18 protein-coding genes and 1 riboswitch are annotated in these 24,899 nt (G+C 72.0%); of the genes, 10 read left to right on the top strand and 8 right to left on the bottom strand.

The features are described from left to right. Positions 1 to 36 precede the first annotated feature (36 nt). A complete protein-coding gene (locus OG975_RS06355; protein WP_406328063.1) occupies positions 37 to 1,212 on the bottom strand; it encodes a C40 family peptidase in 1,176 nt (391 codons plus the stop codon). An 8-nt stretch (positions 1,213 to 1,220) separates the two neighbouring features. Further along, positions 1,221 to 1,394, bottom strand: a riboswitch (cyclic di-AMP (ydaO/yuaA leader). 128 nt (positions 1,395 to 1,522) lie between these two features. Beyond that, on the bottom strand, positions 1,523 to 5,620 hold the full coding sequence (locus tag OG975_RS06350) for a molybdopterin-dependent oxidoreductase (protein WP_406328061.1): 4,098 nt from the start codon (positions 5,618 to 5,620) through the stop codon (positions 1,523 to 1,525). A gap of 259 nt (positions 5,621 to 5,879) precedes the next feature. On the opposite strand from OG975_RS06350, the gene OG975_RS06345 reads away from it, so the two are divergent. Continuing rightward, positions 5,880 to 7,244 (top strand): FAD-dependent oxidoreductase, encoded by a 1,365-nt coding sequence (locus OG975_RS06345; RefSeq protein WP_406328060.1) that lies wholly within the window; start codon positions 5,880 to 5,882, stop codon positions 7,242 to 7,244. A 198-nt stretch (positions 7,245 to 7,442) separates the two neighbouring features. Further along, positions 7,443 to 8,072: a dihydrofolate reductase family protein gene (locus tag OG975_RS06340; protein WP_406328059.1), complete on the top strand. Its 630-nt coding sequence runs from the start codon at positions 7,443 to 7,445 to the stop codon at positions 8,070 to 8,072. A gap of 46 nt (positions 8,073 to 8,118) precedes the next feature. On the opposite strand, the gene OG975_RS06335 is transcribed toward OG975_RS06340, so the two are convergent. Further along, the gene (locus OG975_RS06335; protein ID WP_406328058.1) at positions 8,119 to 8,727 is read right to left on the bottom strand and encodes a TetR/AcrR family transcriptional regulator; all 609 of its coding nucleotides are present in this window, start codon (positions 8,725 to 8,727) and stop codon (positions 8,119 to 8,121) included. A gap of 288 nt (positions 8,728 to 9,015) precedes the next feature. Between OG975_RS06335 and OG975_RS06330 the strand changes: the two genes are divergently transcribed. The 5 genes from OG975_RS06330 to OG975_RS06310 all read left to right on the top strand — a co-directional run bounded on the left by OG975_RS06330 (position 9,016) and on the right by OG975_RS06310 (position 14,883). After that, positions 9,016 to 9,594: a (2Fe-2S)-binding protein gene (locus OG975_RS06330; RefSeq protein ID WP_406328057.1), complete on the top strand. Its 579-nt coding sequence runs from the start codon at positions 9,016 to 9,018 to the stop codon at positions 9,592 to 9,594. Continuing rightward, on the top strand, positions 9,591 to 10,583 hold the full coding sequence (locus OG975_RS06325; RefSeq protein WP_406328056.1) for an FAD binding domain-containing protein: 993 nt from the start codon (positions 9,591 to 9,593) through the stop codon (positions 10,581 to 10,583). The genes OG975_RS06330 and OG975_RS06325 overlap by 4 nt, the downstream gene beginning before the upstream one ends. Then, positions 10,580 to 12,703: a xanthine dehydrogenase family protein molybdopterin-binding subunit gene (locus OG975_RS06320; protein ID WP_406328055.1), complete on the top strand. Its 2,124-nt coding sequence runs from the start codon at positions 10,580 to 10,582 to the stop codon at positions 12,701 to 12,703. Before OG975_RS06325 ends, OG975_RS06320 begins: the two co-directional genes overlap by 4 nt. Further along, a complete protein-coding gene (locus OG975_RS06315) occupies positions 12,696 to 13,880 on the top strand; it encodes an XdhC family protein (protein WP_406328054.1) in 1,185 nt (394 codons plus the stop codon). Before OG975_RS06320 ends, OG975_RS06315 begins: the two co-directional genes overlap by 8 nt. Positions 13,881 to 13,950: 70 nt before the next feature. Further along, the gene (locus OG975_RS06310; RefSeq protein WP_406328053.1) at positions 13,951 to 14,883 is read left to right on the top strand and encodes an NADP-dependent oxidoreductase; all 933 of its coding nucleotides are present in this window, start codon (positions 13,951 to 13,953) and stop codon (positions 14,881 to 14,883) included. A 56-nt stretch (positions 14,884 to 14,939) separates the two neighbouring features. Here OG975_RS06310 and OG975_RS06305 read toward each other — a convergent pair whose 3' ends face one another. From OG975_RS06305 to OG975_RS06290, 4 genes are read right to left on the bottom strand one after another with little or no spacing between them, the layout of a single operon-like run. Further along, on the bottom strand, positions 14,940 to 16,025 hold the full coding sequence (locus OG975_RS06305) for an acyl-CoA carboxylase subunit beta (RefSeq protein WP_406328052.1): 1,086 nt from the start codon (positions 16,023 to 16,025) through the stop codon (positions 14,940 to 14,942). After that, a complete protein-coding gene (locus OG975_RS06300) occupies positions 16,022 to 18,130 on the bottom strand; it encodes a biotin carboxylase N-terminal domain-containing protein (RefSeq protein ID WP_406328050.1) in 2,109 nt (702 codons plus the stop codon). Before OG975_RS06300 ends, OG975_RS06305 begins: the two co-directional genes overlap by 4 nt. 31 nt (positions 18,131 to 18,161) lie before the next feature. Further along, positions 18,162 to 18,857, bottom strand: a complete 696-nt coding sequence (locus OG975_RS06295) for an HAD family hydrolase (protein WP_406328049.1) — start codon at positions 18,855 to 18,857, stop codon at positions 18,162 to 18,164. A 44-nt stretch (positions 18,858 to 18,901) separates the two neighbouring features. Further along, positions 18,902 to 19,378, bottom strand: a complete 477-nt coding sequence (locus OG975_RS06290; RefSeq protein ID WP_327426809.1) for an Lrp/AsnC family transcriptional regulator — start codon at positions 19,376 to 19,378, stop codon at positions 18,902 to 18,904. 225 nt (positions 19,379 to 19,603) lie between these two features. Here OG975_RS06290 and OG975_RS06285 point away from each other — a divergent pair, with 225 nt between their 5' ends. The 3 genes from OG975_RS06285 (at position 19,604) to OG975_RS06275 (ending at position 23,805) form a co-directional block, all read left to right on the top strand. Then, positions 19,604 to 21,091 (top strand): FUSC family protein, encoded by a 1,488-nt coding sequence (locus OG975_RS06285; protein WP_406328046.1) that lies wholly within the window; start codon positions 19,604 to 19,606, stop codon positions 21,089 to 21,091. A 219-nt stretch (positions 21,092 to 21,310) separates the two neighbouring features. Continuing rightward, positions 21,311 to 22,696: a nitric oxide synthase oxygenase gene (locus tag OG975_RS06280; RefSeq protein ID WP_406328044.1), complete on the top strand. Its 1,386-nt coding sequence runs from the start codon at positions 21,311 to 21,313 to the stop codon at positions 22,694 to 22,696. Positions 22,697 to 22,758: 62 nt separating this feature from the next. Then, positions 22,759 to 23,805 (top strand): lactonase family protein, encoded by a 1,047-nt coding sequence (locus tag OG975_RS06275; RefSeq protein WP_406328043.1) that lies wholly within the window; start codon positions 22,759 to 22,761, stop codon positions 23,803 to 23,805. A 139-nt stretch (positions 23,806 to 23,944) separates the two neighbouring features. Here OG975_RS06275 and OG975_RS06270 read toward each other — a convergent pair whose 3' ends face one another. Beyond that, on the bottom strand, positions 23,945 to 24,865 hold the full coding sequence (locus OG975_RS06270) for a sirohydrochlorin chelatase (protein ID WP_406328041.1): 921 nt from the start codon (positions 24,863 to 24,865) through the stop codon (positions 23,945 to 23,947). Positions 24,866 to 24,899: the final 34 nt, after the last annotated feature.

Genomic DNA, 24,899 nt, shown 5'->3' with positions numbered 1-24,899 from the left:
TGGAACCCCGCTACCCCGCAACCCCGTTGCCGGGCTTCAGGCGGGCCGTGTCGCGCCGTGGATCGCCGACTCTCCGGCGAAGAAGATCGACTCCTCGCGAAGGTAGCCCCCCTGGCTCGGCGCGTGGATCATCATGCCGTCGCCGATGTAGAGGCCGACGTGGCTGACGTCGCCGTAGAAGAAGATCAGGTCGCCGGGCCGGATACTGGCGAAGGGGATCGCCGTGCCGGTGACCGCCTGCTCGTACGCGGTGCGCGGGAGTGCGACCCCGGCGGTCTTCCAGGCGGCCTGGGTCAGGCTGGAACAGTCGTACGAGCCCGGTCCGGTGGCGCCCCAGACGCACGGTCTGCCGATCTGTTCACGGGCGAAGGCCACTGCCCTCGCGGCCTTCCTGCCGTACTCCGAGTCCGATGCGATGTCCGCGCCGAACGGCGTGTTCGTGTCGAGCAGCATGCCCGCGGCGATGGAGGTGTCTGTGCCGAGGACGGCCGATGGCTGTGTCTGCCACTCCTGTACGGCCTGGCGGTCGGCCCACGTCTCGGAGGTGGGCCACGCGTCCTCGGCCGGCCGGGAGGCGATTGCGGCGACGGGCGTGCTCCGCTGTGCGGCGATGTGCTGGGTGAGCAGGTCGCGGGCCTTGGCGAGCTTCTGCTGAATCTGCTCCTTGGAGGTCTTCAGCGAGGGCTGCCGGGGCTCGTTGGCCGGTGCGGGCAGGGCCTTGGTGGCTTCCTGCCGTGTCTCCGGTGCGGCCGGCAGCGCGGCGACGGCCCTGGCGGTCAACTCCGCGACAGGACCGGCGGCCTTTCCGGCGGCGGGACCAGCGGTCAGTTCCGCGACAGGCCCGGCGGTCAGTTCCGGGACGGGTCGGCCGGCCGCCGGCCGCCCACGGTCGGTGAGTCCGTTCTGCGGGCGTTCCGCCGGGCGGGCCGGCGTTCTGTCGGCCGGGAGCCTGGCCGGCACGGTGGGACCCAGCTGCGTGCGCGCCACGTCGAACCACGGCCTGGTCACGTCGTCGACGGCGGGATCGGTGCGCCTGCGCCCGTTGTCGGCCGCCGGGTTGACGCGACCCCGCGTCCCCGTGGACGTCGCGCGGGTCGCGTTGTAGTTCCCCGTGGCGGTCTCGGCCTGGTCGTAGAGGGCGCTGATCCGCTGCCGGACCTCTTCTTGGCTAGGCCCGTCCGCCGCGCGGGATGTGGCTTGTTCCGGCGCCATGGGAGACGCGCTCCTTCCGTGTTCCGCCTACCGAGTTAGCTGTCGGGTTCGGGCGGACGATTCCGGAAGGTATGCCCTACGGCCCTTGCCCTGCTGGGCAGTTGGGCCGATTCACCCCAAGTTCGGTTGGGTCCCCGGCTCCGGCTGCCACGGAGGCGCACCGGATTCGGCGGAGGCCGCGCGACCCGGCGAGGTTCGCCGGAGGGAGTCGTGTTGCCTGTCGCCAACCTAGCCAATTTGTGTGGCTCACGTGAAGGTTGAAGCGCGAAGTGTCCGATATGTATTTGTGACCTTCGTCGTACTGGCTGCCTCAGTAGACATCGCGGACGTAGCGTTTGTCGGCCGCGAGCTGCTTGACGAACGCGGCGGCGCCGTCCTCGCCCAGACCGCCGTGCACGACGGCGATGTCGCGCAGCGCCCGGTCGACGTCCTTGGCCATACGGGAGGCGTCACCGCAGACGTAGAAGTGGGCGCCGTCCTGGAGCCAGGACCACAGTTGGGGGCCGTGCTCGCGCATGCGGTCCTGGACGTACACCTTGGTGCGCCGGTCGCGGGAGAAGGCCGTGTCCAGGCGGGAGAGGGTGCCGTGGGTGAGGTGGGCGGTGAGTTCGTCCTCGTAGTAGTGGTCGGTGGCGCGGTGCTGTTCACCGAAGAACAGCCAGTTGGGGCCGTGGTGGCCGAGTGCGCGTCGCTCGTCGAGGAAGCCCATGAAGGGGGCGACCCCGGTGCCGGGGCCCACCATCACCATCGGCGTGGTGGGGTCGGTGGGCGGCCGGAAGCTGGGGGACCGCTGGACGAAGACCGGTACCGGGCTGTCCGGTTCGGCGTCCGCGAGGAACGGGGAGCACACGCCCTGACGCAGGCGGCCGTGCAGGTTCTCCCAGCGGACGACGGACACCGTCAGCGAGACCAGGTGGGGATCGGTGAGCGGGCTGGACGAGATGGAGTACAGCCGCGGTTGCAGTCGCTTGAGCGCGTCCGTCCATTCCTGCGCGGTGGCCCGCACCGGAAGCTCGGTGAGGACGTCGACGGTCTGCCGGCCCCAGCACCACTTCGCGAGTTCGTCCTTGTTGTCGGGACGCAGCAGTTTCTTCAACTCGCGCGGGTCATGGACGCGTTCGCTGATGAAGCGCAGTACGTCGGGGGTGATGCGGGTGATGTCCAGGTGCTCGCCCAGGGCTTGGCGCAGAGCGACCTCGCCGACACCCGCGACCTCCACGGTGGCGGCCGGGTCGAGGCCGGTGACGGCCAGCCACTCGCCGACCAGCTCGGGGTGGTTGACGGGACGTATGCCGAGTGCGTCACCGGCCTCGTACGCCAGCGGTACGTCGCTGTCGCCGGTGTCGAAGGTGAAGCGCCGTACCTCTTTGCCCGCCCCCGGCCGGCTCAGCAGCCGGTTGCCGGTGAGGCGTGCGGTGACCGGGGCGGGCTTCCGTGCACTCCGGGAGGGCGCGGGGGCGAGTGCCGGTGCCGCCACGGGGGCGGGGGTCAGCGCGGTGAGGACCTGGTCCAGCCAGGCTCGCGCCGAGGGCTCGTAGTCCGGTTCGCAGTCCGTGCGGGGCGCCAGACGTACCGCGCCCAGCTCGTCCAGGCGCTGGTCCAGGCGGCGGCCGTGCCCGCAGAAGTCGGCGTAGGAGGAGTCGCCGAAGGCGAGGACCGCGTACTGCCTGCCGGCAAGGCTCGGGGTGTCGTGCGAGGCCAGGGAGTCCCAGAAGGAGGAGCCGTTGTCGGGGGCGTCTCCGTCGCCGAACGTGCTGGTGATCAGGAGCAGCCCGGCGGCGGGCGGCAGCGCGGTGAGATCGGCGTCGTCCATGCCGACGAGGCTGGCCCGGTGTCCGGCCGAGGCGAGCCGCTCGGCGGTGGCCGCCGCGAACTCCTCGGCGTTGCCGGTCTGCGACGCCCACAGGACGACGATCTCGCGTCCCTCGGGGACGGACGTGCGCGGCACGGAGACCTCGGCGGGCACGGCGCGGGAGTACATGCCGGCCAGCACGCCGTTGACCCACAGCGCGTGGCCGGGGCTGAACGGCGCCGTCGGCGGGAGCACCGGCACGCCGGGGGCGCCCGCGTCGATACCGGCGAGGAATCCGACCAGATAGGTGCGCTCGGTCTCGCACAGCACGGGCGGCGGCGGGACGGGGTCCAGGCCGAAGGCGGTGGCCGCCGCGCTCGGCACCACCGCGCCGGGCGCGGTCGTGCGGGCCAGGGCCGGGACGGGCGCGGGCACGTCGGCCCGCGCGGGCACCTTGGCCGGCACGGCAGCCCGCGTGGCCACCTTCGCCAGCGACACCGCGCACACCTTGAACTCGGGCTGGAAGGAGAGCGGGTCGACGGCATCGCTGGTCACGGCGTTGACGCTCAGATACTCGCCGAACAGGTCGTTCCAGTGGAACGGGGCGAAACAGTTTCCCGGCCGGACCCGGTCCGTCACCACCGCGGGCAGCACGGCCCGGCCGCGCCGGGAGGCGACCTCCACCGAGTCACCGTCGCGGATGTCCAGCGCCTGGGCGTCGTCCGGGTGCAGTTCCACGAACGGGCCCGGGTTCAGCTTGTTGAGCTTGGCGACCTTGCCCGTCTTCGTGAGGGTGTGCCACTGATGCTGCACCCGCCCGGTGTTCAGGACGAACGGGTAGTCGTCGTCCGGCATCTCGGCCGCCGGAAGGTGCGGGCGGGCGTGGAAGACGGCTCGGCCGCTCGGCGTGGGAAAGGACAGGCGGCCGTCCTCGGCGACGTACCTGATGGGGTTGCGGTCGGGCCCGTCGTCGGACGCCGCGGGCCACTGCACGGAGGTGGAGCGCAGCCGCTCGTAGGACACGCCGCGCAGGTCGTAGCCGGTCTTCGGGTTCCAGGCGCGCTTGATCTCCTCGAAGACCTCCTCCGCGCTGTCGTAGGAGAAGCCCTTCTCGTACCCCATCTCGCGCGCGACGGCCGCGATGATCCGCCAGTCCGCCATGGCTTCGCCGGGCGGCTCCACCGCGGGCCGGGCGAGGGTGAGGTTGCGCTCGCTGTTGATGAGCACGCCCTCGGTCTCGGTCCACAGCGCTCCGGGCAGGATCACATCGGCGTACGCGTTGGTCTCGGTGTCCGCGAACACGTCCTGGGTGACGACGAATTCGGCCGCCTCCAGGCCTTCGATCACGGTCTTGCGGTTGGCGACCGAGGCGACGGGGTTGGTGCAGATGATCCAGCAGGCCTTGATGTGGCCGTCGGTCATCCGCTGGAACATCTCCACCGTGCCCTGGCCGACGCCGTCCCCCCGGATCGAGCCCGGAGGCAGCCCCCACAGCTCTTCGGTGAACGCCCGCTCCTCGTCCACCAGCACCGAGCGCTGACCGGGGAGACCCGGTCCCATGTAGCCCATCTCGCGGCCGCCCATGGCGTTGGGCTGACCGGTCAGGGAGAACGGGCCGCTGCCCGGGCGGCAGATCGCGCCGGTGGCCAGATGGAGGTTGACCAGGGCGTTGGTGTTCCACGTGCCGTGGGTGGACTGGTTCAGGCCCATGGTCCAGCAGCTCATCCACTCCCCGGCCTCGCCGATGAGCCGTGCCGCCTCGCGGATGTCCTGCTCAGGGATGCCGGTGATCTCGCTGACCGTGTCCGGCGGGTAGTCGGCGAGGAACTCCGGCAGCGTCTCCCAGCCCTCGGTGTGCGCGGCGATGAACTCCGCGTCCGTGTGCCCGTTCTCGTACAGCAGGCGCAGCAGGCCGTTGAGGAGCGCCAGGTCGGTGCCGGGCCGGATCTGCAGGAACAGATCGGCCTTGTCGGCGGTGGCGCTGCGCCGCGGGTCGACGACGATCAGCTTGGCCCCGGCCTTCTTGACCCGCTCCATCATCCGCAGGAAGAGGATGGGGTGGCAGTCGGCCATGTTGGAGCCGATGACGAAGAAGACGTCCGCGCGTTCGAAATCCTGGTACGCGCCGGGCGGGCCGTCCGCGCCGAGCGAGAGTTTGTAGCCGGTGCCCGCGCTGGCCATGCACAGCCGTGAGTTCGACTCGATCTGGTTGGTGCGCACGAAGCCCTTGGCCAGCTTGTTCGCCAGGTACTGCGCCTCAAGGCTCATCTGCCCGGACACATAGAACGCGAGCGCGTCCGGACCGTGCTCGTCGACGACCGCCCGCAGCCGCCGCGCCGTCTCCCTGATCGCGGCGTCCACACCGACCGGCGCCGGCTCCTCCTCACGCCGCTCCCGTACGAGCGCCGTGGTCAGCCGTCCCGGGGCGGCCAGCATCTCCGCCGTGGTGGCGCCCTTGGTGCACAGCCGGCCGAAGTTCGCGGGGTGCGCCTTGTCGCCGGACGCCTTGAGGACCGTACGCCGCCCATCGGGCCCCATACCGATGTCGAGCACCATGCCGCAGCCGACACCGCAGTACGAGCAGACCGTGCGCACCTGCGTCGCGGTCGTGGTCACGGGCGATCCCTCTCGTCACTGGATGCGTCCACCCGACCGTACGAAATGCCCATTACGTGCGCGTCACACGAGATGATCAACGGTGGTTACGTGTGTCACACACCGGCCGCCGGCCGTGTGTGAGGAGTGGGGGTGTGTGTCAGAACCTCATAAGTCAGGCTTATGAGGTCATAGATCCAGCCCGGCTACTGACTTAGGATTGCCTTAGTTTAGGCTTCCCGGCGAGTACTCCTGATCATCGCTCGAAGGGAACCTGATCATGCCTCGCCCCCTGCGGGTAGCCATTTTCGGAGCCGGCCCCGCCGGGATCTACGCCGCCGACGCGTTGCTGAAGTCCGCAGTGGCCGTCGAGCCAGGCGTCTCCATCGACCTCTTCGAGCGGATGCCGGCCCCCTTCGGACTGATCCGTTACGGCGTCGCGCCCGACCACCCCCGGATCAAGGGCATCGTCACGGCCCTGCACCAGGTGCTCGACAAGCCGCAGATCCGCCTCTTCGGCAATGTCGACTACCCCCGCGACATCAACCTGGACGACCTGCGCGCCTTCTACGACGCGGTGATCTTCTCCACCGGGGCGACGGCCGACCGGGCGCTCGACATACCCGGCATCGAGCTCGACGGCTCGTACGGCGCGGCGGACTTCGTCTCCTGGTACGACGGGCACCCGGACGTGCCGCGCACCTGGCCGCTGGAGGCGGAGAAGGTCGCCGTCCTCGGCGTCGGCAATGTCGCGCTCGACGTGGCGCGCGTCCTGGCCAAGACCGCGGACGAGCTGCTGTCGACCGAGATCCCGCCGAACGTCTACGACGGTCTCAAGGCCAACAAGGCCCTGGAGGTCCATGTCTTCGGCCGCCGTGGTCCGGCGCAGGCGAAGTTCAGCCCGATGGAGCTGCGGGAGCTGGACCACTCCCCGAACATCGAGGTCATCGTCGACCCCGAGGACATCGACTACGACGAGGGCTCGATCGCGACCCGCCGGGGCAACAAGCAGGCCGACATGGTCGCCAAGACCCTGGAGAACTGGGCCATCCGCGATGTCGGCGACCGCCCGCACAAGCTGTTCCTGCACTTCTTCGAGTCGCCGTCCGAGATCGTCGGCGAGGACGGCAAGGTCGTCGGCCTGCGCACCGAGCGCACGGCCCTGGACGGCACGGGCAACGTCAAGGGCACCGGCGAGTTCAAGGACTGGGACGTCACCGCGGTCTACCGCGCCGTGGGTTACCTGTCCGACAGCCTGCCCAAGCTGCCCTGGGACATGGAGTCGGGCACGGTCCCGGACCAGGCCGGCCGGGTCATCGAGGAGACCGGCGAGCACCTTCAGTCGACGTACGTCACCGGCTGGATCCGGCGCGGCCCCGTGGGTCTGATCGGCCACACCAAGGGCGACGCCAACGAGACGGTCGCCAGCCTCCTGGACGATCACGCGAACGGCCGTCTGCACGCGCCCACGTCGCCCGACCCGGAGGCCGTGGACGCGTTCCTCGGCGAGCGCGACGTCCGCTTCACCACGTGGGAGGGCTGGCACCGCCTGGACGCCGCGGAGAAGGCCCTCGGCGAACCGCAGGGCCGCGAGCGCGTCAAGATCGTCGAGCGCGAGGACATGCTGGACGCCAGCGGCGCCTAGCCCAGGCTTGTCGACCTCGCCCCATCGTGCCGACTCCGCCCGATGAACAGGGGTGGAGCAACCGGGGGAGAGCGCGGTGCGGAAACGCCCGTGCTCTCCCCCGGTCGTCGTAGATTTCCGGGAGAAGCTGTCGATCCGGGTGTGTCCTGTTCGACGCCTGGGTGAGAGCCGGAAACGACGAACCCAAGGAGCACGGCCATGCCCAAGCTGCGTGTACACAACCTCACGGTCTCGCTGGACGGCTTCGCCGCAGGTCCGCGGCAGCGGCTGGAGCACCCGCTGGGCGAGGGCTTCGAGGGGTTTCACGAGTGGATGTTCGCCGCGATGCGGGACGCCGCCGACGGCAAGACGGGGATCGACGTCGAGTACGTGGAACGCGGCGAGGAGAACATCGGCGCCACCATCATGGGGCGGAACATGTTCGGACCCCAGCGCGGACCGTGGCAGGACGAGTCGTGGAAGGGGTGGTGGGGCGACAACCCGCCGTACCACAACCACGTGTTCGTGCACACGCACCACCTGCGGCCCTCGCTGGCCATGGAGGGCGGGACCACGTTCCACTTCACCGACGAGCCCATCGAGACGGTGCTCGGGCGGGCGTACGAGGCGGCGGCGGGCAAGGACGTCCGCCTCGGTGGCGGAGCGGCCACCATTCAGCAGTACCTGCGCGCCGGGCTGATCGACGAGCTGCACCTGGCCATCGTTCCGGAACTCCTCGGCAGGGGTGAGCGCCTGTTCGACAATCTGGGGGACGGGATCGACGGCTACCGGGTCGCCGAACTGGTCGGTTCGCCTGCCGTCACGCATGCCCGGCTGGTCCGCCGCTGACGCATTTCCGGCGGATGCCTCTCGGCCGTCTCTGTGCGGATACCCCTCAGTCGTCTCCGGCGGGTGCGACCGGTCCCGGCGCCCCCGCCCGGAGCCCGTCCATCACGAGGTCCAGCAGCCGGGCGGCGCGCGGTTGCCAGTCACTGTGCGGGTCGATCTGCCAGAGTCCGGCGATGGCCAGGACGAAGTCGTCGGGGGTCACCCCTGGGCGAATGGTGCCCGCCTCCTCGTTCGCCTTGAGCAGGAGATGGACGGCCGAGGACACCGGGCCGTGACCCATCTTGGTCAGGGTGCCGCGCGGAGTGCTGGTGGTGGTGGCCGTGCGCAACGCGTCGGCCAGGCCGGCCTTGGCCATGGCGTACTGGGCGAGGCGGTCCATCCACTCCCGCAGGGCCTGGTCCGGTGCACGGGTCTCCAGCAACTGGGCCGCGGTGTCGGCGACCTGCTGCACCTCGTACCGGTAGACCTCCAGGACGAGTGCCTCGCGGTTGGGGAAGTTGCGGTAGAAGGTCCCCTGCCCGACGCCCGCCTTCTTCGCGATCGCGCTCAGCGGGGCGTCCGCCGAGCACGTCAGCTCCGCGAGCGCCACTTCCAGGATGCGCTCGCGATTCCGTTGCGCGTCCGAGCGCAGCGGCGCGTCCTTCTCGGTGGCCACTCGTCCTCCTTCCGGAACGGCGGCCGGGCCGCCCTTGCTAAGCGGACAGCTGTCCGTTAGGTTCATTGATAGCGGACAGCTGTCCGCTTAGAGCTCACTCTAGTGGCTGCCAAGCCCCGTGCACATGGCCGGAACCGATCGCCGACCGGCATTCTCGAGCACTGGGATCTTCAAGCCGTCGTGGCTCTTCCATGTGACAGGGCTCTTCCATACGACACCGATCTTCCATGCGACACGGATCTCCCATTCGACTTCGACGCGCACCGCGAACGCGAAAGAAGGCTGATCATGGCCCCAGCCCCCTCATCGACGTACAGCGCCATCACCCTGAACATCAACGGCGAGAAGTACACGCTTCCCGTCGACCACCGCACCACCCTGCTCGACGCGCTGCGCGAGCAACTCGATCTGACCGGTACCAAGAAGGGCTGTGACCAGGGGCAATGCGGCGCCTGTACGGTGCTGCTCGACGGGCGCCGGGCGGTGTCCTGTCTGCAACTCGCGGTCGCCGCCGAGGGGCGCGCGATCACCACCATCGAGGGCGTGGCGGACGGCGAGCGGCTGCATCCGGTGCAGCAGGCCTTCCTCGACCTCGACGGCTACCAGTGCGGTTACTGCACGCCGGGGCAGATCTGCTCGGCCCTCGGAGTCATCGAGGAGCACGCGGCGGGCTGGCCGAGCGCCGTGACCGCCGATGTCCGGCCCGAAGCGGGCGTTCCCTCGCTCACCGCCGAGGAGATCCGCGAGCGGATGAGCGGCAACCTGTGCCGCTGCGGCGCGTATGTGTCGATCGTCCAGGCGGTGGCGCGGGCGGCCCAGGCGGAGGCCCAGGCGCCGGTCGACGACGCCAAGGAGGCGGCGGCATGAGGGAGTTCGGCTACGAGCGCGTCCTCGACGTCTCGGGTGCGGTCGCCCTGCTCGGCGACGATCCCGACGCGCGTTTCCTCGGCGGCGGCACCAACCTTGTCGACCTGATGAAGGCCGGCGTGGAGCGGCCGACCCGGCTCATCGACGTACGCGAACTGCCCCTGGACCGGATCGAGTTCACTCCCGGCGGCGGCCTGCGCATCGGTGCCACCGTCACCAACAGCGATCTGGCGGCCCACCCCGAAGTGCGGCGCCACTACCCGGCGTTGACGCAGGCCGTCCTGGCCGGAGCCTCGGGGCAGCTGCGCAACATGGCCACGGTCGGCGGGAACCTGCTCCAGCGCACCCGCTGCGGTTACTTCACCGACCTGGCGAAACCGTGCAACAAGCGTGCCCCCGGCAGCGGTTGCCCCGCCATCGAGGGCGAGCACCACAACCACGCGATCCTCGGCGCCTCCGCGCACTGCGTGGCCACGCACCCCTCGGACATGGCGGTCGCGCTCACCGCCTTCGACGCCGTGGTCTCGTACGAAACGGCCGACGGGCCGGGCGAGTTGCCGCTCGCCGACCTCTACCTCCCCGTGGGCGACACCCCGCACCGGGAGACCGCCCTGCCGCCGGGCGCGCTGATCACCGGCGTCACGCTGCCGCCGGCCCCGGTGGCCGCCCACTCGCGGTACCGGAAGGTGCGCGAGCGTGCCTCGTACGCGTTCGCGATCGGCTCGATCGCCGCCGCCCTCGACGTCCAGGACGACGTCGTACGCGAAGTGCGCCTCGCCTTCGGGGCGGTGGCGTCCCGGCCGTGGCGGGCCAGGGCGGCCGAGCGGGTGCTGACCGGCGGCCCGGCGAGCGCCGAGACGTTCGCGGCCGCCGCGGACGCCGAACTGGCGGCCGCGAAGCCCCTGCCCCACAACGGATACAAGGTGACGTTGACGCGCAACCTCGTCGTGGCCGTGCTCACCGAACTCGCCGAGGAGGCCGCCCGATGACGACCAGCACCGAAACCACGGCGGTGACGAGGGCCGTCGGCACCGCGCACACCCGCGTGGAGGGCCTCGCCAAGGTCACCGGAGCGGCGCGCTACGCCGGAGAAGTCCCCGACCCCGAACTCGCGCACGGCTGGATGGTGTTGTCCACCGTGGCACGCGGCCGTGTCCGTGCGGTGGAGGACGCCCCGGTCCTCGGGATGCCCGGCGTCCTCACCGTTCTGCACCACGGGAACGCCCCGCGTCTCGACGGGAACTACATGAACCCGTTCGGCCTGCCCGACCCGGTTCTTCAGCTCTTCCAGCACGATCAGGTGCCGTACGTCGGCTGGCCCGTGGCCCTGGTCGTCGCCGAGACACCCGAGCAGGCAAGGGAAGCGGCCGAGGCGCTGGTGGTCGAGTACGACCAGGAGCCGCACGACGTCGCGTTCTTCGCCGGACGCCCCGGGATGTACACACCTGAGGGCTCGGCGCAGGGAAAGGGCGACCTGGAGGCCGAACTCGCCGCGTCCGCCGTGGTCGTGGACGCGGAGTACACCACACCCGAAGAGCACCACAGCCCCATGGAGCCGCACGCTGCGACGGCGCGCTGGGACGACGGCCGGCTCGAAGTGGTGGACTCCAACCAGGGCAGCCGGTTCGTGGCGGACGAGCTCGCGCAGCTGTTCTCGCTCGACCCGGGCTCGGTGCGGGTGCGCTCCGAACACATCGGCGGCGCCTTCGGATCCAAGGGGACCCGCCCGCACCTGGTGCTCGCGGTGATGGCGGCGACGGTTCTGCACCGGCCGGTCCGGGTCGTGACGACCCGCCGTCAGATGTTCTCGCTCGTCGGCTACCGAAGCCCCACGGCGCAGCGCGTCAGGCTCGGCGCCGACGCCGACGGGCGGCTGCGCGCGCTCGACCACCAGGCGGAGTGCCTGACCTCGACCGTGTATGAATTCATCGAGCGCAGCGCCGATTACGGACGTCCGGTGTACGACGCGGACGCGCACCACACCGTCAACCGTGCCGTACGGCTCGACGTGCCGACGCCGACCTGGATGCGCGCCCCGGGCGAGGCGCCGGGCTCGTTCGCGCTGGAGTCGGCGCTCGATGAACTCGCCGAGAAGTGCGGCATCGACCCGATCGCGCTGCGCGTGCGCAACGAACCGGCCGTGGGGCCGCTGTCCGGACTGCCGTTCAGCAGCCGCAATCTCCTGGCCTGCTTCGAGGAGGGCGCCCGCAGGTTCGGCTGGGCGGACCGTGACCCGCGTCCCGGCGTCCGCCGCGAAGGGCGCCTGCTGCTCGGCACCGGCACGGCCGCGGCCGCGTTCCCCACGCTCTCCGCTCCGTCCACGGCGGCCGTGACGGCGGAGGCGGACGGCACCTTCACGGTACGGATCACCGCCAGCGACGTCGGGACCGGCGCACGCACCGCGCTGACCCAGGTAGCCGCCGACGCGCTGGAGGTGGCGACGGGGCGCATCCGGATGCGGATCGCGGACAGCGACTTCGGTCCGGCGATCATCGCCGGCGGCTCGATGGGCACCCGTTCCTGGGCCTGGGCGATCATCGCGGCGGCCCGGGAACTACGCGAGAAGCTGGTTCCGGGCGGTGGCATTCCGTCCGAGGGAATCACCGTACGGTCGAACACGGCCGAGGCCATCGGCGCGCTGACGAACAAGGAACGGCACACCTTCGGGGCGCAGTTCGCCGAGGTCGCCGTGGACACCACCACCGGCGAGGTCCGCGTACGGCGCATGCTCGGGATCTTCGCCGCGGGCCGGATCGTCAACCCGCTCACCGCGCGCGGCCAGTTCATCGGCGGGATGACCTGGGGTCTGTCCATGGCCCTGCACGAGGAGGCGATCCGGGACCAGGCCTCCGGCGGCCACGTCGGCGCCGACCTCGCGGGCTACCACTTCGCCGCGCACGCCGACGTACCGGCCATCGAGGCGGACTGGGTGGACGACCCGGACCCGGACGACCCGGTCGGGATCAAGGGCATCGGCGAGATCGGGGTGGTGGGAGCCGCGGCGGCCATCGCCAACGCCGTCTGGCACGCGACCGGCGTACGCCACCGGAACCTGCCGATCCGGCCCGATCGCGTCCTGCTGGGGACTGAGGGAGCCCGGGGTGCTTGACATCGCCGACGAGCTGAACCGGTGGGTCGAGGAGGGCAGGGACTTCGCCGTCGCCACCGTCGTGAGCGTCGGTGGCAGCGCGCCGCGAGGCCCCGGCGCCGCCCTCGCCGTCGACAGTCACGGCACGGCCATCGGCTCGGTCTCCGGCGGCTGTGTCGAAGGGGCGGTGTACGACCTGTGCGTCCAGGCGCTCCAGGACGGCACGACGGTCCTCGAACGCTTCGGCTACAGCGACGAGGACGCGTTCGCGGTGGGCCTGATGTGCGGCGGGGTGATCGAGGTGCTGGTCACACCGGTACGGGCGGCCACCTTCGTACGTGCGGACGCACCCGTGTTCGCGGCATGGCTGGCCGCTGCCGCCCGGGAGGAGACGGTGGCTCTCGCCCGGGTGGCCCGCGGGCCGGCCGAACTGCTGGGCAGGGCGCTCCTGGTTCACGCCGACGGGTCGTACACGGCGTACGAAGGGGGCCTCGGCGCCTCGTACGACGGGGCTCTCGTCCCTCGCCCGGAGCTGGACCGGACCGCCGCCGCGGAGGCCCACGCGATGCTGGACGCGGGGCGCACCGGCACCGTCGAGATCTCCGAGGACGGATCGGGCTGCCCGGGCGGCGTGACGCTGTTCGTCGAGTCGAGCGTGCCGCCGCCCCGGATGATCGTCTTCGGCGCCGTGGACTTCGCGGCGGCGCTGGTACGGGCGGGCAAGTTCCTCGGCTACCACGTGACCGTGTGCGATGCCCGTCCCGTCTTCGCCACGCGCGTCCGCTTCCCCGAGGCCGACGACATCGTGGTCGACTGGCCGCACCGCTACCTCCGGCGCACCGGGACCGACCATCGCACCGTCCTGTGCGTCCTCACCCATGACGCCAAGTTCGACGTTCCCCTCCTGGAGACGGCCCTGCGCCTGCCCGTCGCGTTCGTCGGCGCGATGGGCTCCCGCCGCACCCACGAGGACCGCAACCGCCGGCTGCGCGAAGTCGGCGTCACGGAGCGGGAGCTGGCACGCCTGCGGTCACCCATCGGCCTCGACCTCGGCGCCCGTACACCTGAGGAGACCGCCCTGTCGATCGCGGCGGAGATCGTCGCGGCCCGGCGGGGCGGATCGGGCGTTCCGCTGACCGGTGCGGGGACGCCGATCCACCACGACCGGGTGACGCTGGCGGCGACCGCGGTCGGATGACTCATGCGCAATGACCCCGCACACCGCAGTCTGGAGGTAGGGATTCGGAGCTGGAGTTCTGGAGGTCGGCATGAGCACGATGCACGCGGTACGCGGTCACCGTCGCGGCGGGCCGGAGCAGCTGACGTACGAGGTCGTACCGCGTCCCGAGGCGGGCGCGGGGGAGGTGCTGGTCGCCGTGCGGTCGGCGTCGATCACGTTGGGTGAGCTCGCGTGGGACGCGACCTGGACCGACAGCTTCGACGGCAGCGGTAGCCTGCGCACGCCGATCATCCCCTCCAAGGAGGTCTCCGGGATCGTCGCCCGGGTGGGCCAAGGGGTGACCGACTGGGACGTGGGTGACGAGGTGTACGGGCTGATCCCGTTCACCAGGGACGGAGCCGCCGCCGAGTACGTCGCCGTCCCCGCGGCCGTGCTGGCCGCCAAGCCGGCGCGGCTCGACCACGACCATACGGCGGCCCTGCCGCTCGCCGGGCTGACGGCCTGGCAGGGGCTGGTCGGGCACGGTGGCCTGCGCCCCGGCTCCCGCGTGCTGGTGCACGGCGGCGCGGGCGGTGTCGGTTCCGTCGCCGTACAGCTGGCGGCCGCACTGGGCGCCTCCGTCACCGCGACAGCCTCCGCCGGAGCCGCGGACTTCGTGCGCGAGCTGGGTGCCGAGCAGGTCATCGACTACCGCACCGAACGCTTCGAGGAGCACGTCAAGGACATGGACCTGGTCCTCGACACCGTCGGCGGCGACACCCAGGACCGCTCCTGGCAGGTGCTGCGCCCGGGTGGTGCGCTGGTCAGCATCGTGTCTCCGCCGGACCCCTCGAAGGACGGCGGGGTGTTCTTCGTCGTCGAGCCCGACCGGGCCGGCCTCGACGAGCTGACCCGGCTGGTCGACGACGGCAAGCTGGTACCGCGGGTCGAGCGTGTGGTGCCGCTGGCCGAGACCGCCCAGGCGTACACGGCGCTTGAGGAGGGACACCGGCTCGGGAAGATCGTTCTCCGAGTGGCGTGAGCGAAGGGGTGTCCTGAGCGGCGGCCGTGATCGGGAGGGGCGCGCTGGTAGGCGCCTCACCACGTGTCGATGAACGAGCGCCTGCGCTCCGCAGGGAGCGACGGGCCGCCGTCCAGCGCCGCCAGGATCCACGCCCGCGACTCCGCAGGATCGATCACCGCGTCGATCTCCAGCGCCGCCGCCGCATTGACCGCTTTCCCGTGCTCGTACAGTTCGGCCACGCGCGCCTCGAAGGCGCGCTCGCGCTCCTCGGGATCGGTGATCGCCGCCAGCTCCTTGCGGTAGCCGAGGCGGACCGCGCCCTCCAGACCCATCCCGCCGAACTCGCCGCTCGGCCAGGCGGCGGTGGCCAGGGGAGCGCGGGTGGAGCCGCCCATCATGGCCATGGCGCCGAGGCCGTACGCCTTGCGCAGGACAAGGCTGACGAGGGGGACGCGGAGGTTCGCGCCGGTCACGAAGAGGCGGGCGAAGTGCCGTACCGTGGCGGTGCGTTCGGCGTCCGGGCCCACCATGAAACCCGGGGTGTCGCAGAGCGAGACGACCGGGAGTCCGAAGGCGTCGCAGAGTTGCAGGAAGCGGGCCGTCTTGTCCGCCGCGTCGCGGTCGACGGCGCCGCCCAGGTGGGCCGGATTGCTCGCGACGAGGCCAAGAGGGCGGCCTTCGACACGGACGAGGCACGTCAACACCCCGATGCCGAAGGCCCCGCGGAGCTCCAGTACCGAGCCGGTGTCCGCCAGTGCCTCGACGGCCGTGTGCATGTCGTACGCGCGTCGGCGGTTCTCAGGGACGACATGCCGGAGCAGCCGCTGGTCCGGTGCCTCCCAACTGTCCTGTGTGCCTTGGAAGTACGACAGGTACCGGCGTGCCACCCGTACCGCCTCCGCTTCGTCGGCCACCGCCAAGTCCACCACTCCGTTGGGGACTTGGACCGACAGCGGACCGACCTCCTCCGGGCGGTACACGCCCAGGCCACCGCCCTCGATCATCGCGGGACCGCCCATGCCGATCGAGGCGTCCGGCGTCGCGATCACGACGTCGCAGCAGCCGAGCAGCGCCGCGTTGCCCGCGAAGCACCGTCCCGAGGCGATGCCGACCAGCGGTACCCGGCCGCTCAGCCGTCCCATCCGGTGGAAGGTCGTCACGTCCAGTCCGGCACGGAGGTGGTGTCCGTGTCCCCGGGTCGGCCACCGCCCCCCTCCGCGAACAGAACGACCGGCAGCCGCCGTTCCTCCGCGAGCGCCAGCATCCGGTCGGTCTTGCGGTGGTTCTGCAGCCCTTGTGTGCCCGCGAGCACCGTGTAGTCGTACGACATCGCCACGCACGGCCCGCCGCCCACGCGCCCGGTCCCGGTCACCAGCCCGTCGGCCGGCGTCGAACGGATCAGGTCGTCCAGCGAGCGCCGCTGCCGCTGGGCGGCGATCGCCAGGGCTCCGAACTCGGTGAAGGTTCCCTCGTCGCAGAGGTCCTGGATGTTCTCACGGGCGGTGCGACGCCCGATCGCATGACGTTTCGCGACGGCCTCGGGACGGTTCTCGTCCAGGCCGACGGCGTGGCGGCGCACCGCCTCGGCCAGATCGGGGCGTACCGCGTCCAGGTCCGGGGCCATGTCCGCGTCCGACCCGGCGGTCGCGCCGGTCAGCTCGTCCAGTGCCACCAGAGGACGCCCTTCACCGACCGTCTCGCCCACACGCGCGTGCAGCGCGCGTACGACACCGGCGCCCGGAGCCCGTACGACGTGCTCCATCTTCATGGCCTCCAGGACCAGCAACTGCTCCCCGGCACGCACCGGTTCACCCGGAGCGACGGCGACGGAGACGACCGTGCCGCTCATCGGCGCGTGCACCGTCCCGCCCGGGTCCACCGGATCCGCGTCCTCCTCCGCGGGCAGCAGCTCGGCCAGGTGCTCCTCGACGAATCCGGTGTGCCGCCAGAACCCCGGGCGGTCAAGAACCGCCCGCAGCAAGGGAATTCCGGTCCGCACGCCCTCGACCTCGAACTCGCCGAGTGCCCGCCGGGCCCGGTCGCACGCGGCGGCGAAGCCGTGCGGCACATGGGCGATCACCTTGGCGAGCAACGAGTCGTAGCGGAGGTCCACCGGGGCGCCGGCCCGCGCCGCCGTGTCGACCCGCACGCCCGGCCCCGTGGGCACGTCGAACCGCGTGAGCCGCCCGGCCGACGGCCGCACCGTGCCGTCGGCGGACGTGACCTCGGCGTTGACCCGGACCTGGACGGCGAACCCACGGGGCTCGGCCGGGGGCCCCGCGAGTCCCACCGCCTCCAGCGTCTCGCCCGCGGCCAGCCGCAGTTGTACGGCGACCAGGTCGACGCCCGTCACCTCCTCGGTGACCGTGTGCTCCACCTGGAGCCGGGGATTGGCCTCGATGAAGTGGAACGCGTCGTCCTGTTCCTGGTCGTCACGTCGTTCGCGTACGAGTGGTTCCCGCACGAGGAATTCGAAGGTGACCAGCCCGGTGCAGCGCGTGGCGTGAGCCATCCGCAGGGCGGCGGAATGAAGCTTCTCCCTTGTGGCGGCGGCCAGTTCGGGAGCGGGCGCGATCTCGATCAGCTTCTGCTGGCGGCGCTGGGCGCTGCAGTCCCGCTCCCAGAGGTGCGTGACGGCGCCGGTGGCGTCGCCGACGATCTGCACCTCGATGTGCCGGGCGCCCTCCAGCAGCCGTTCCACGTACAACTCGTCGCGCCCGAAGCTGTGCCGGGCCTCCGAGCGGCACCGCTCCCATGCCTCCGCCAGATCCCCGACGGAGCGCACCACGCGCATACCGCGACCGCCACCCCCGCCGACGGCCTTGATCATCACGGGGCCGCCGGTGAGGAATTCCCGCGCCCATTCGAGCGTGGTGGCGCCGTCCGATCCGGGCAGGACCGGCACTCCCAGCGAAACGGCGAGGGCACGCGCGTGTGCCTTGTCGCCGAACAGGTCCAGGACTTCGGGGGAGGGGCCCACGAAAGTGATGCCGGCCACCGCGCAGCGCCGCGCGAAGGCGGCGTCCTCACTCAGGAACCCGTACCCGGGGTGCAGGAACGCGCACCCGGTCTTCCGCGCGGCCGCCACCACCGCGTCCGCGTCGAGGTAGTCCCGCAACGGCACGGCGTCGTCGGCCCGCCCGGCATGCTGGTCGTCGCCGTCCGTGTACACCGCGACCGTGCGCAGCCCGAGTTCGGAGGCGGCGCGCAGCACCCGTACGGCGATCTCCCCGCGATGGGCGACGAGTACGGCGGCAGAACCCATGTGCCCCTCCTTCCCTGGAAGTTGTGGAAGTTCAGGATGCCGGAGCGGACTCCGCGAGCCAGTCGTACGCGGACCGCGCCGTGAACTCGGCCTGGCCGCCGCGCAGCAGCAGCCCGGCCGTCGCGAAGGCCGGGTCGTCGGCGTGTGCGGCGACGTACGGGATCGCGATGCAGCGCATCCCGGCCGCGTGCGCGGCGGCGGCGCCCGGCGCGGCGTCCTCCATGACCACGCAGTCCGCCGGGGCGGCACCCAGACGGCGCGCCGCCTCCAGGAAGACGTCGGGGGCGGGCTTGCCGTGTGCGACCTCGTCGGCCGAGACGACGGTCGTCAGGTGGGAGGCGAGGCCCGAGCCCGCCAGGATCGCCTCGATGGCCTCCGGCGAGGACCCCGAGGCGACGGCCATCGGGACGCCCTCGGCGGCCAGCAGTTCCACGAACTTCCGCATCTCCGGGTACACATGCGTGGCGGCGCGGGCCAGCTCCAGATAGCGGCGGTTCTTCTCGGCGAGCAGGGTGTCGAGCGGGGCGGACAGGCCGTAGCGCTCCCTCCAGAGCGCGAGCGTCTCCTGGGTGCTGATGCCGACGTACCGCTCGTGGTCGGCCCAGGTGAAGTCGGTGATGCCCTGCCCGGTGAGCGTCTGCCTCCCCGCTTCGAAGTAGTTCGGTTCGCTGTCCACGAGCGTTCCGTCGAGATCGAAGATGACCGAAGTGCCGCCGAGAGTGCTCATGGGGTCCAGGATGCCAAGGGGCCGGCTCCCCGCACGCGTGCGGATCAGCCCTTGGCCGCGCGCCCGATCGACTCCACCAGCGGCAGCAGCCGCTGCGGGACACGCTCGCGCAGCGCCACCTCCGTGCGGGTGCGAACGACACCCGGCAGGCTGATCAGCGTCTGGATCACGTCCTCCAGGTGCCCGTTGTCGCGCGCCACGACCCGGGTGAGCAGATCACCGCCGCCCGTGATCGAGAACACCTCGATGATCTCCGGCACGGCGGCCAGCGCGTCGCCCACGTCGTCGAGATGGCCCTGCGTGACTTCGATGTGCACGAAGGCCAGGACGGGGTGGCCGAGCGCGGCGGGGGACAGGGACGGGCCCGTACCGGTGATCACCCCGTCCCGCTCCAGCCTGTCGAGGCGAGCCTGGAGCGTGCCGCGGGCGACCCCGAGCATGCGGGCGTACTCGCGCACGCTGGTGCGCGGCTGCTCCAGAAGCAGCCGCAGAATGCGGGTGTCAAGCTCGTCCACGGCCATAGTCCGTTGGCCTCCTTGCTGTCTGCGGCGATCGCCTCAGACTGTACCAATGGCTCAGTCAAAACCGAGCCTGTTGAACCAGTTCCCGGCTGTTGCTTACCTTGTCTGTATTGATGGCGCTGCGCAGCGCCGGACGGCAAGGACGCCGTACCGGACCCGCGGCGCCTTTCCCATGTCTTGAAAGTGTCGATGCGTAGTGGGGGCGGGCCGCCGACGGTGAAGAAGATGTTCATGGCTCCGGATCCGGGGCTGTTCCGGCTGCGGGTCTCGCTGCGGGCGGTCCTCGGCATAGGCCTCGCGGTGGCTCTGTCCGAGCTGGCCGGGCTCTCGCTGTCCGCGTCCATCACGGGCGGGCTCGCGGCGCTCCTCGCGCTGTTCACGGTCGGCGACCCGACCGTGCGCGGCCAGGCCCTCACCACCGCGCTGCTGCCGGTGGCCGGCCTCCCGGTCCTCGCGCTCGCGACCGCCCTGCACGGGATGCCGCCGCTGCGCGACGCGACCTGGCTCGCGGTGATCTTCTGCGGGGTGTACGCCCGCCGCTGGGGCCCGCGCGGGCACGCGCTCGGCATCTTCGCGTTCATGATGTTCTTCACCACCCAGTTCCTGCACGCCGTCCCCGGCCAGCTCCCGCAGCTCTACGCCGCCGTCGCACTGTCGCTGGCGGCGTCCTCGGGCGTGCGCTTCGGCGCGTGGTGCATCGAGCGGCGCACTCCGCCGCCCGCCGCGCCGGCGCCGCTGGACGGGCGCGGGCTCGCGCGCCCCGCCACGCGCCAGGCCTTCCAGGCGACGGCCGCCTGCGCCTTCGCCCTCTCGGCGGGCCAGTCGCTCTCGCACGACCGCTGGTACTGGGCCGTCGGCACCGCCTGGTGGATCTTCGTGAACACGGCCTCACGCGGAGAGACGCTCATCCGCGGCTTCCGGCGCGTCGTCGGCACGGTCACCGGCATCGTGGCCGGGCTCCTGATCGCCGTACCGCTGCACGGCGCCCCGGTACCCACCGCCGCGCTCGTCGCGGTCTGCGTCTTCGGGATCTTCTACACGGCCGCGCCGTCCTACAGCTGGATGATGTTCTTCGTCACCGTCATGGCGGGACTGCTGTACGGACTGCTCGGCGTGCTGCACCCCGGGCTGCTCGGCCTCCGCCTCGCCGAGACCGGCGTCGGCGCGCTCGGCGCCGCGCTCGCCGTCGCGCTGATCCTGCCCATCACCACGCACACGGTCACCGACCGGTGGGTCGAGCGGGCGCTGCACGCGGTCCACGGCTGCACCGCGACGGCGGCCAGGAGGCTCGCGGGCGACGCCCATGCCGACCCGGCGCCGCGCGCGGCAGAGCTCGAAGCACTTCTGGGGCGCGTACGCATGGCGCTCGCGCCCCTGGTGCATCCGCTCAACCCGGTGAAGGCCCGCAAGGCACGCGCCCGCCAGATCCTTGCCCTCCTCGACGACTGCGCCCGTGAGGTACGCGGTCTCGCGGCCGTCGCAGCCGACCCGGACGCCTCGCACGACGCCCGCCTCACGGCCGCGTGCCGACGCGTGGAGACGGCGATGGAGTCCCTGGTCGGCGCGGTGCCGGAACGTGCCCTGACGGCCCACCACGGTGCCCCGGGCCATCACCCCGGCGCCGAGCAGGCACTCGCCCACCTCCACGGCCTGGAGCGCGCCCTCGTCGCGCTGGCCACGCCCCTGCGCGGCTCGCGGCTCATGGGCGCGTGACGTTCCCGGGCCGGGACGCGGCTCATGAGCGTCCCACGCCTTCCGGGCCGGGACTCCGACGCCGGCGCTTGGACACCAGCCCCCGGAATGAGGCACTTTTACCGGCCACCTAGAGGGTGGATCACCGCACCGGAGGGGTAACCCCGCGGCTATCAGACGCACGGAACCCGCGGACCGTGCGGGAGCGGCCCGCGGGCGGATCCCCTTGGGGGTGGCACCATGCGGGACTTCCCTCGCAGGACCGGACACGCAGAGCGCTTCGCGCAGGACGGGAGCGCGGGGTGCCCGGCACCGTGGGACGGCGGGCCGGGAGGGTGGCTGGACCGGGTTCCGGCCGGTCGCGGGGGAGACGGTACGGCCCCGCGCGCGCCGTACGCGCAGGCCGGCGCCGGCACCGGTCCACGGACCCCGGGCCTCAGGGGACAGCTGATCCCCGGTCGTTTCGACGCCGGCGCCCGAACCCGTCACGACGCCGGCTCCCGCGGCCCCGAGCCCGCGCCGCACGAACTCCGGCGCGCCGCCGCCGAGTTCCTCACCCTCCACCACACCGAGGAACGCCTCGGCGACCCGGGCCGCCGGATCGCCGCCGCGCGCCGGGAGATCGCGGACACCGGGACCTACCGCCACACCACGGAAGAGCTCGTCTTCGGCGCGCGCGTCGCCTGGCGCAACGCCAACCGGTGCATAGGGCGGCTGTACTGGCACTCCCTGTGCGTGCGGGACCGCAGGGACGTGCGGGACGCGGAGGACGTCGCCGAGGGCTCGGCGGACCATCTGCGGGAGGCGACGCACGATGGCCGGATCCGGGCGCTCATCACGGTCTTCGCGCCCGACGAGCCGGGCCGCCCCGGCCCCAGGATCTGGAACGAGCAGCTCATCCGGTACGCGGGCTACGCACGCCCGGACGGTGGTGTGACCGGCGACCCGCGCAACGCGGGCCTCACCTCGCTCGCCCAGCGGCTCGGCTGGCCCGGTGGCCCCGGCACCCCCTTCGACATACTGCCGTTGGTGGTCCAAGGCTCCGACGACAGGCTCCGCTGGTTCGCGCTGCCGGACGACGCGGTGCTCGAAGTGGAGCTCGCGCACCCCGAGTACACCTGGTGGCGCGCGCTCGGGCTGCGCTGGCACGCGGTGCCCGCGCTCGCCAACATGTGCCTGGAGATCGGTGGCATCTGCTACCCGGCGGCTCCGTTCAACGGCTGGTACATGGGCACGGAGATAGGCGCCCGCAACCTCGCCGACACCGACCGCTACGACCTCCTGCCGTTCATCGCCGACCGCCTGGGCCTGGACACCCGCACCGACCGCTCCCTGTGGAAGGACCGCGCGCTCGTCGAACTCAACCGCTCCGTCCTGCACTCCTTCGACCGCGCGGGTGTCACCGTCACCGACCATCACACCGAGTCCCGGCGCTTCCTGACCCACCTCGGCCGCGAGGAGCGCAAGGGCCGCCCGGTCGGCGCGGACTGGTCGTGGATCGTGCCGCCCATCTCCGGCAGCGCCACGCCCGTCTTCCACCGCACGTACGAGGCCGTGGAGCGGCGGCCCGCGTACGTCCACCACCCGGAGGCCCTTGAGCGGGCGCGGGGCACTACCTTGGTCTAGACCGCCGATCTTCGACTGCTACCGTCGGCCCCGGAACGGCGCAGGACCGAGAGGGGTCAGCAGTGGCAGACGGCGGCAGGCGGCAACAGCGGGCGTTCATCGGCTCGTTCACGGCGGCGGGAGGCCTCGGCGTCCTCACCGCGGCCGTGGACCCGGGCAGCGGCGCGCTGACCGTCCTGAGCGCGGTGGACGGCGTCCCCGACCCCTCGTATCTCGCCCTGTCGGCCGACCGGGACATGCTCTACGCGGTCAGCGAGACGGCCGACGGTGCCGTGGCCGCGTTCCGCGTGCACGGTGACAAACCAGAACTCACCGGGCCGCCCGTGCCGGTCGGCGGCAGCGGTCCCACGCACCTCGGCCTGTTCGCCGGGCACGTCCTGACCGCCAACTACGGCTCCGGCAGCGTCACCGCCGTACCCGTTCGCCCCGGCGGCGGCCTCGGGAGCTCCGCCTCCAGCGTGCTCCAGCACACCGGCTCGGGCCCGCACACCCCGCGCCAGCAGGGCCCGCACGCCCACCAGGTGCAGTCCGACCCGAGCGGCCGGTGGGCGGTGAGCGTCGACCTCGGCACGGACTCCGTACGGGTGTGCGCGCTGGACGGAGGGACGCTCACGCTGCACCGCGAGATCGCCCTGCGCCCCGGCTCAGGACCCCGCCACCTCGTTTTCCATCCGCGCGGCGAACACGCGTACGTACTCAACGAACTCGCCCCCACGGTCACCGTCTGCCGCTGGGACACCGCCGAAGGCTCGCTGCGGCCCGTCGGCGAGACACCGGTGCTGTCAGGCGTCCCGGACGGTGACGCGTACCCGTCGGGCATCGTCGTGTCGCCCGACGGGCGCTTCGTGTGGACCGCCACCCGCGGCCAGGACGTCGTCTCCGTGCTCACGCCCGACGCGGTCGGCGAGGGGCTGCGGCTGGTCGCCACCGTGCCCTGCGGCGGCACCTGGCCCCGTGCGCTGGCCATCGACCCCTCGGGCCGCTTCCTGTACGCCGCGAACGAGCGCTCCGGCGACGTGACCTGGTTCGCGGTCGACCCGGACACGGGTGTGCCGCGCCGCGGCGGTTCGGTGCAGGCTCCGGCGGCGTCCTGCGTGGTCTTCGGCTGACCTCGCAGTCATGCGCGCGTAGGGACGCATGCACGTGGCCACGGGAAAGGGCCCGCTCCTGCGAGAGGAGCGGGCCCTTTCCGTGTACTGGTCTTTCGGGTTGACCTGGTCGTACGGGTGGTACTGGCGAACCGGACGGCTAGCGGACCGGCGTGCCCTGCGACTGCTGCGGGGCGATACCCAGCGCCGTCGTGTACTTGGCCAGCGCGAGCTTGCCGATCGCCGGGTACGGGCCGAGCGCCTCGGCGGCGGAGCAACCCGCCTCCTTGGCGGCCGCGTCGAGCAGACCCGCGTCGAGCTCCGGACCGATCAGATACGGCGCGAGCGCCAGCTGCTGGGAGCCCGAGCCGCGCAACTGCTCGGCGGTGGCCGCGATCGCGCCCTCCTCGTCGAGCGCCGCCGCCATCACCGGCACGGCGAGCCGCGCGGCGAGCAGCATGCCGGTGATCCCGGCGGCCTGCACGGCCTCCTCGCCGCCGACGGAGGCCAGGATGATGCCGTCCGCGGCGGTCGCCACGGTGAACAGCCGGGCACGGTCGGCACGGGCCAGGCCCGCCTCCGACAGACGCACGTGCAGCGCCTCGGCGAGCAGCGGGTGCGGGCCGAGCACATCGGTCAGATCGGCCGCGACACGGCTGTCCATGACGGCCTGGCGGATCCGGCGCAGCAGCGCGTTGTCCGGGCTGGCGAGCAGCGGCACCACGACGGCGACGGGGCCGTCGGGCTCGGTCACGTCAGCACCGGCGGCGCGGGCCTGCTCGAAGCGTGCGAAACGCTCCTCGGCGGCGCGCGTCAGCACGGACTGCAGTGTGGGGAATTCGTCATTCCCGTCGAGGTACCCGATCCGGGCGTCGAGGCCGGGCAGCTCGGAGCGCGCGATGCTCACGACCTCCTCGGCGAGGCTGCGCGTGGCGGTGCTGGGCGGGCCCGGCACCGCGAGGACGAACGCGGGCGCACCCTCGGGAGCCGCCAGGGGCTCGGGACGGCGGTGCCGCCCGGGCTGGCGGGGTCGCGGCATTCGTACTGGCAGGCCGGACGCGGGCCCAGTGGGGGAGCTCATGGCGTCGCATGTTACTGGCTTCCTGGGCTCCCCT

Source organism: Streptomyces sp. NBC_00203 (genome assembly GCF_045206325.1).
GTDB classification, from domain to species: Bacteria; Actinomycetota; Actinomycetes; order Streptomycetales; family Streptomycetaceae; genus Streptomyces; species Streptomyces lutosisoli.
The sequence above is the reverse complement of the archived record's forward strand: the minus strand, read 5'-3'. Positions and strand labels throughout refer to the sequence as shown.

Bases quoted from the DNA above. Each gene is read 5' to 3' on its own strand.
- OG975_RS06290 (WP_327426809.1), bottom strand. From the start codon at position 19,378: ATGGCCGTGGACGAGCTTGACACCCGCATTCTGCGGCTGCTTCTGGAG.
- OG975_RS06280 (WP_406328044.1), top strand. From the start codon at position 21,311: ATGCGGGACTTCCCTCGCAGGACCGGACACGCAGAGCGCTTCGCGCAG.
- OG975_RS06330 (WP_406328057.1), top strand. From the start codon at position 9,016: ATGGCCCCAGCCCCCTCATCGACGTACAGCGCCATCACCCTGAACATC.
- OG975_RS06285 (WP_406328046.1), top strand. From the start codon at position 19,604: ATGTTCATGGCTCCGGATCCGGGGCTGTTCCGGCTGCGGGTCTCGCTG.
- OG975_RS06320 (WP_406328055.1), top strand. From the start codon at position 10,580: ATGACGACCAGCACCGAAACCACGGCGGTGACGAGGGCCGTCGGCACC.
- OG975_RS06325 (WP_406328056.1), top strand. From the start codon at position 9,591: ATGAGGGAGTTCGGCTACGAGCGCGTCCTCGACGTCTCGGGTGCGGTC.
- OG975_RS06340 (WP_406328059.1), top strand. From the start codon at position 7,443: ATGCCCAAGCTGCGTGTACACAACCTCACGGTCTCGCTGGACGGCTTC.
- OG975_RS06310 (WP_406328053.1), top strand. From the start codon at position 13,951: ATGAGCACGATGCACGCGGTACGCGGTCACCGTCGCGGCGGGCCGGAG.
- OG975_RS06345 (WP_406328060.1), top strand. From the start codon at position 5,880: ATGCCTCGCCCCCTGCGGGTAGCCATTTTCGGAGCCGGCCCCGCCGGG.
- OG975_RS06270 (WP_406328041.1), bottom strand. From the start codon at position 24,865: ATGAGCTCCCCCACTGGGCCCGCGTCCGGCCTGCCAGTACGAATGCCG.
- OG975_RS06300 (WP_406328050.1), bottom strand. From the start codon at position 18,130: ATGGGTTCTGCCGCCGTACTCGTCGCCCATCGCGGGGAGATCGCCGTA.
- OG975_RS06295 (WP_406328049.1), bottom strand. From the start codon at position 18,857: ATGAGCACTCTCGGCGGCACTTCGGTCATCTTCGATCTCGACGGAACG.
- OG975_RS06355 (WP_406328063.1), bottom strand. From the start codon at position 1,212: ATGGCGCCGGAACAAGCCACATCCCGCGCGGCGGACGGGCCTAGCCAA.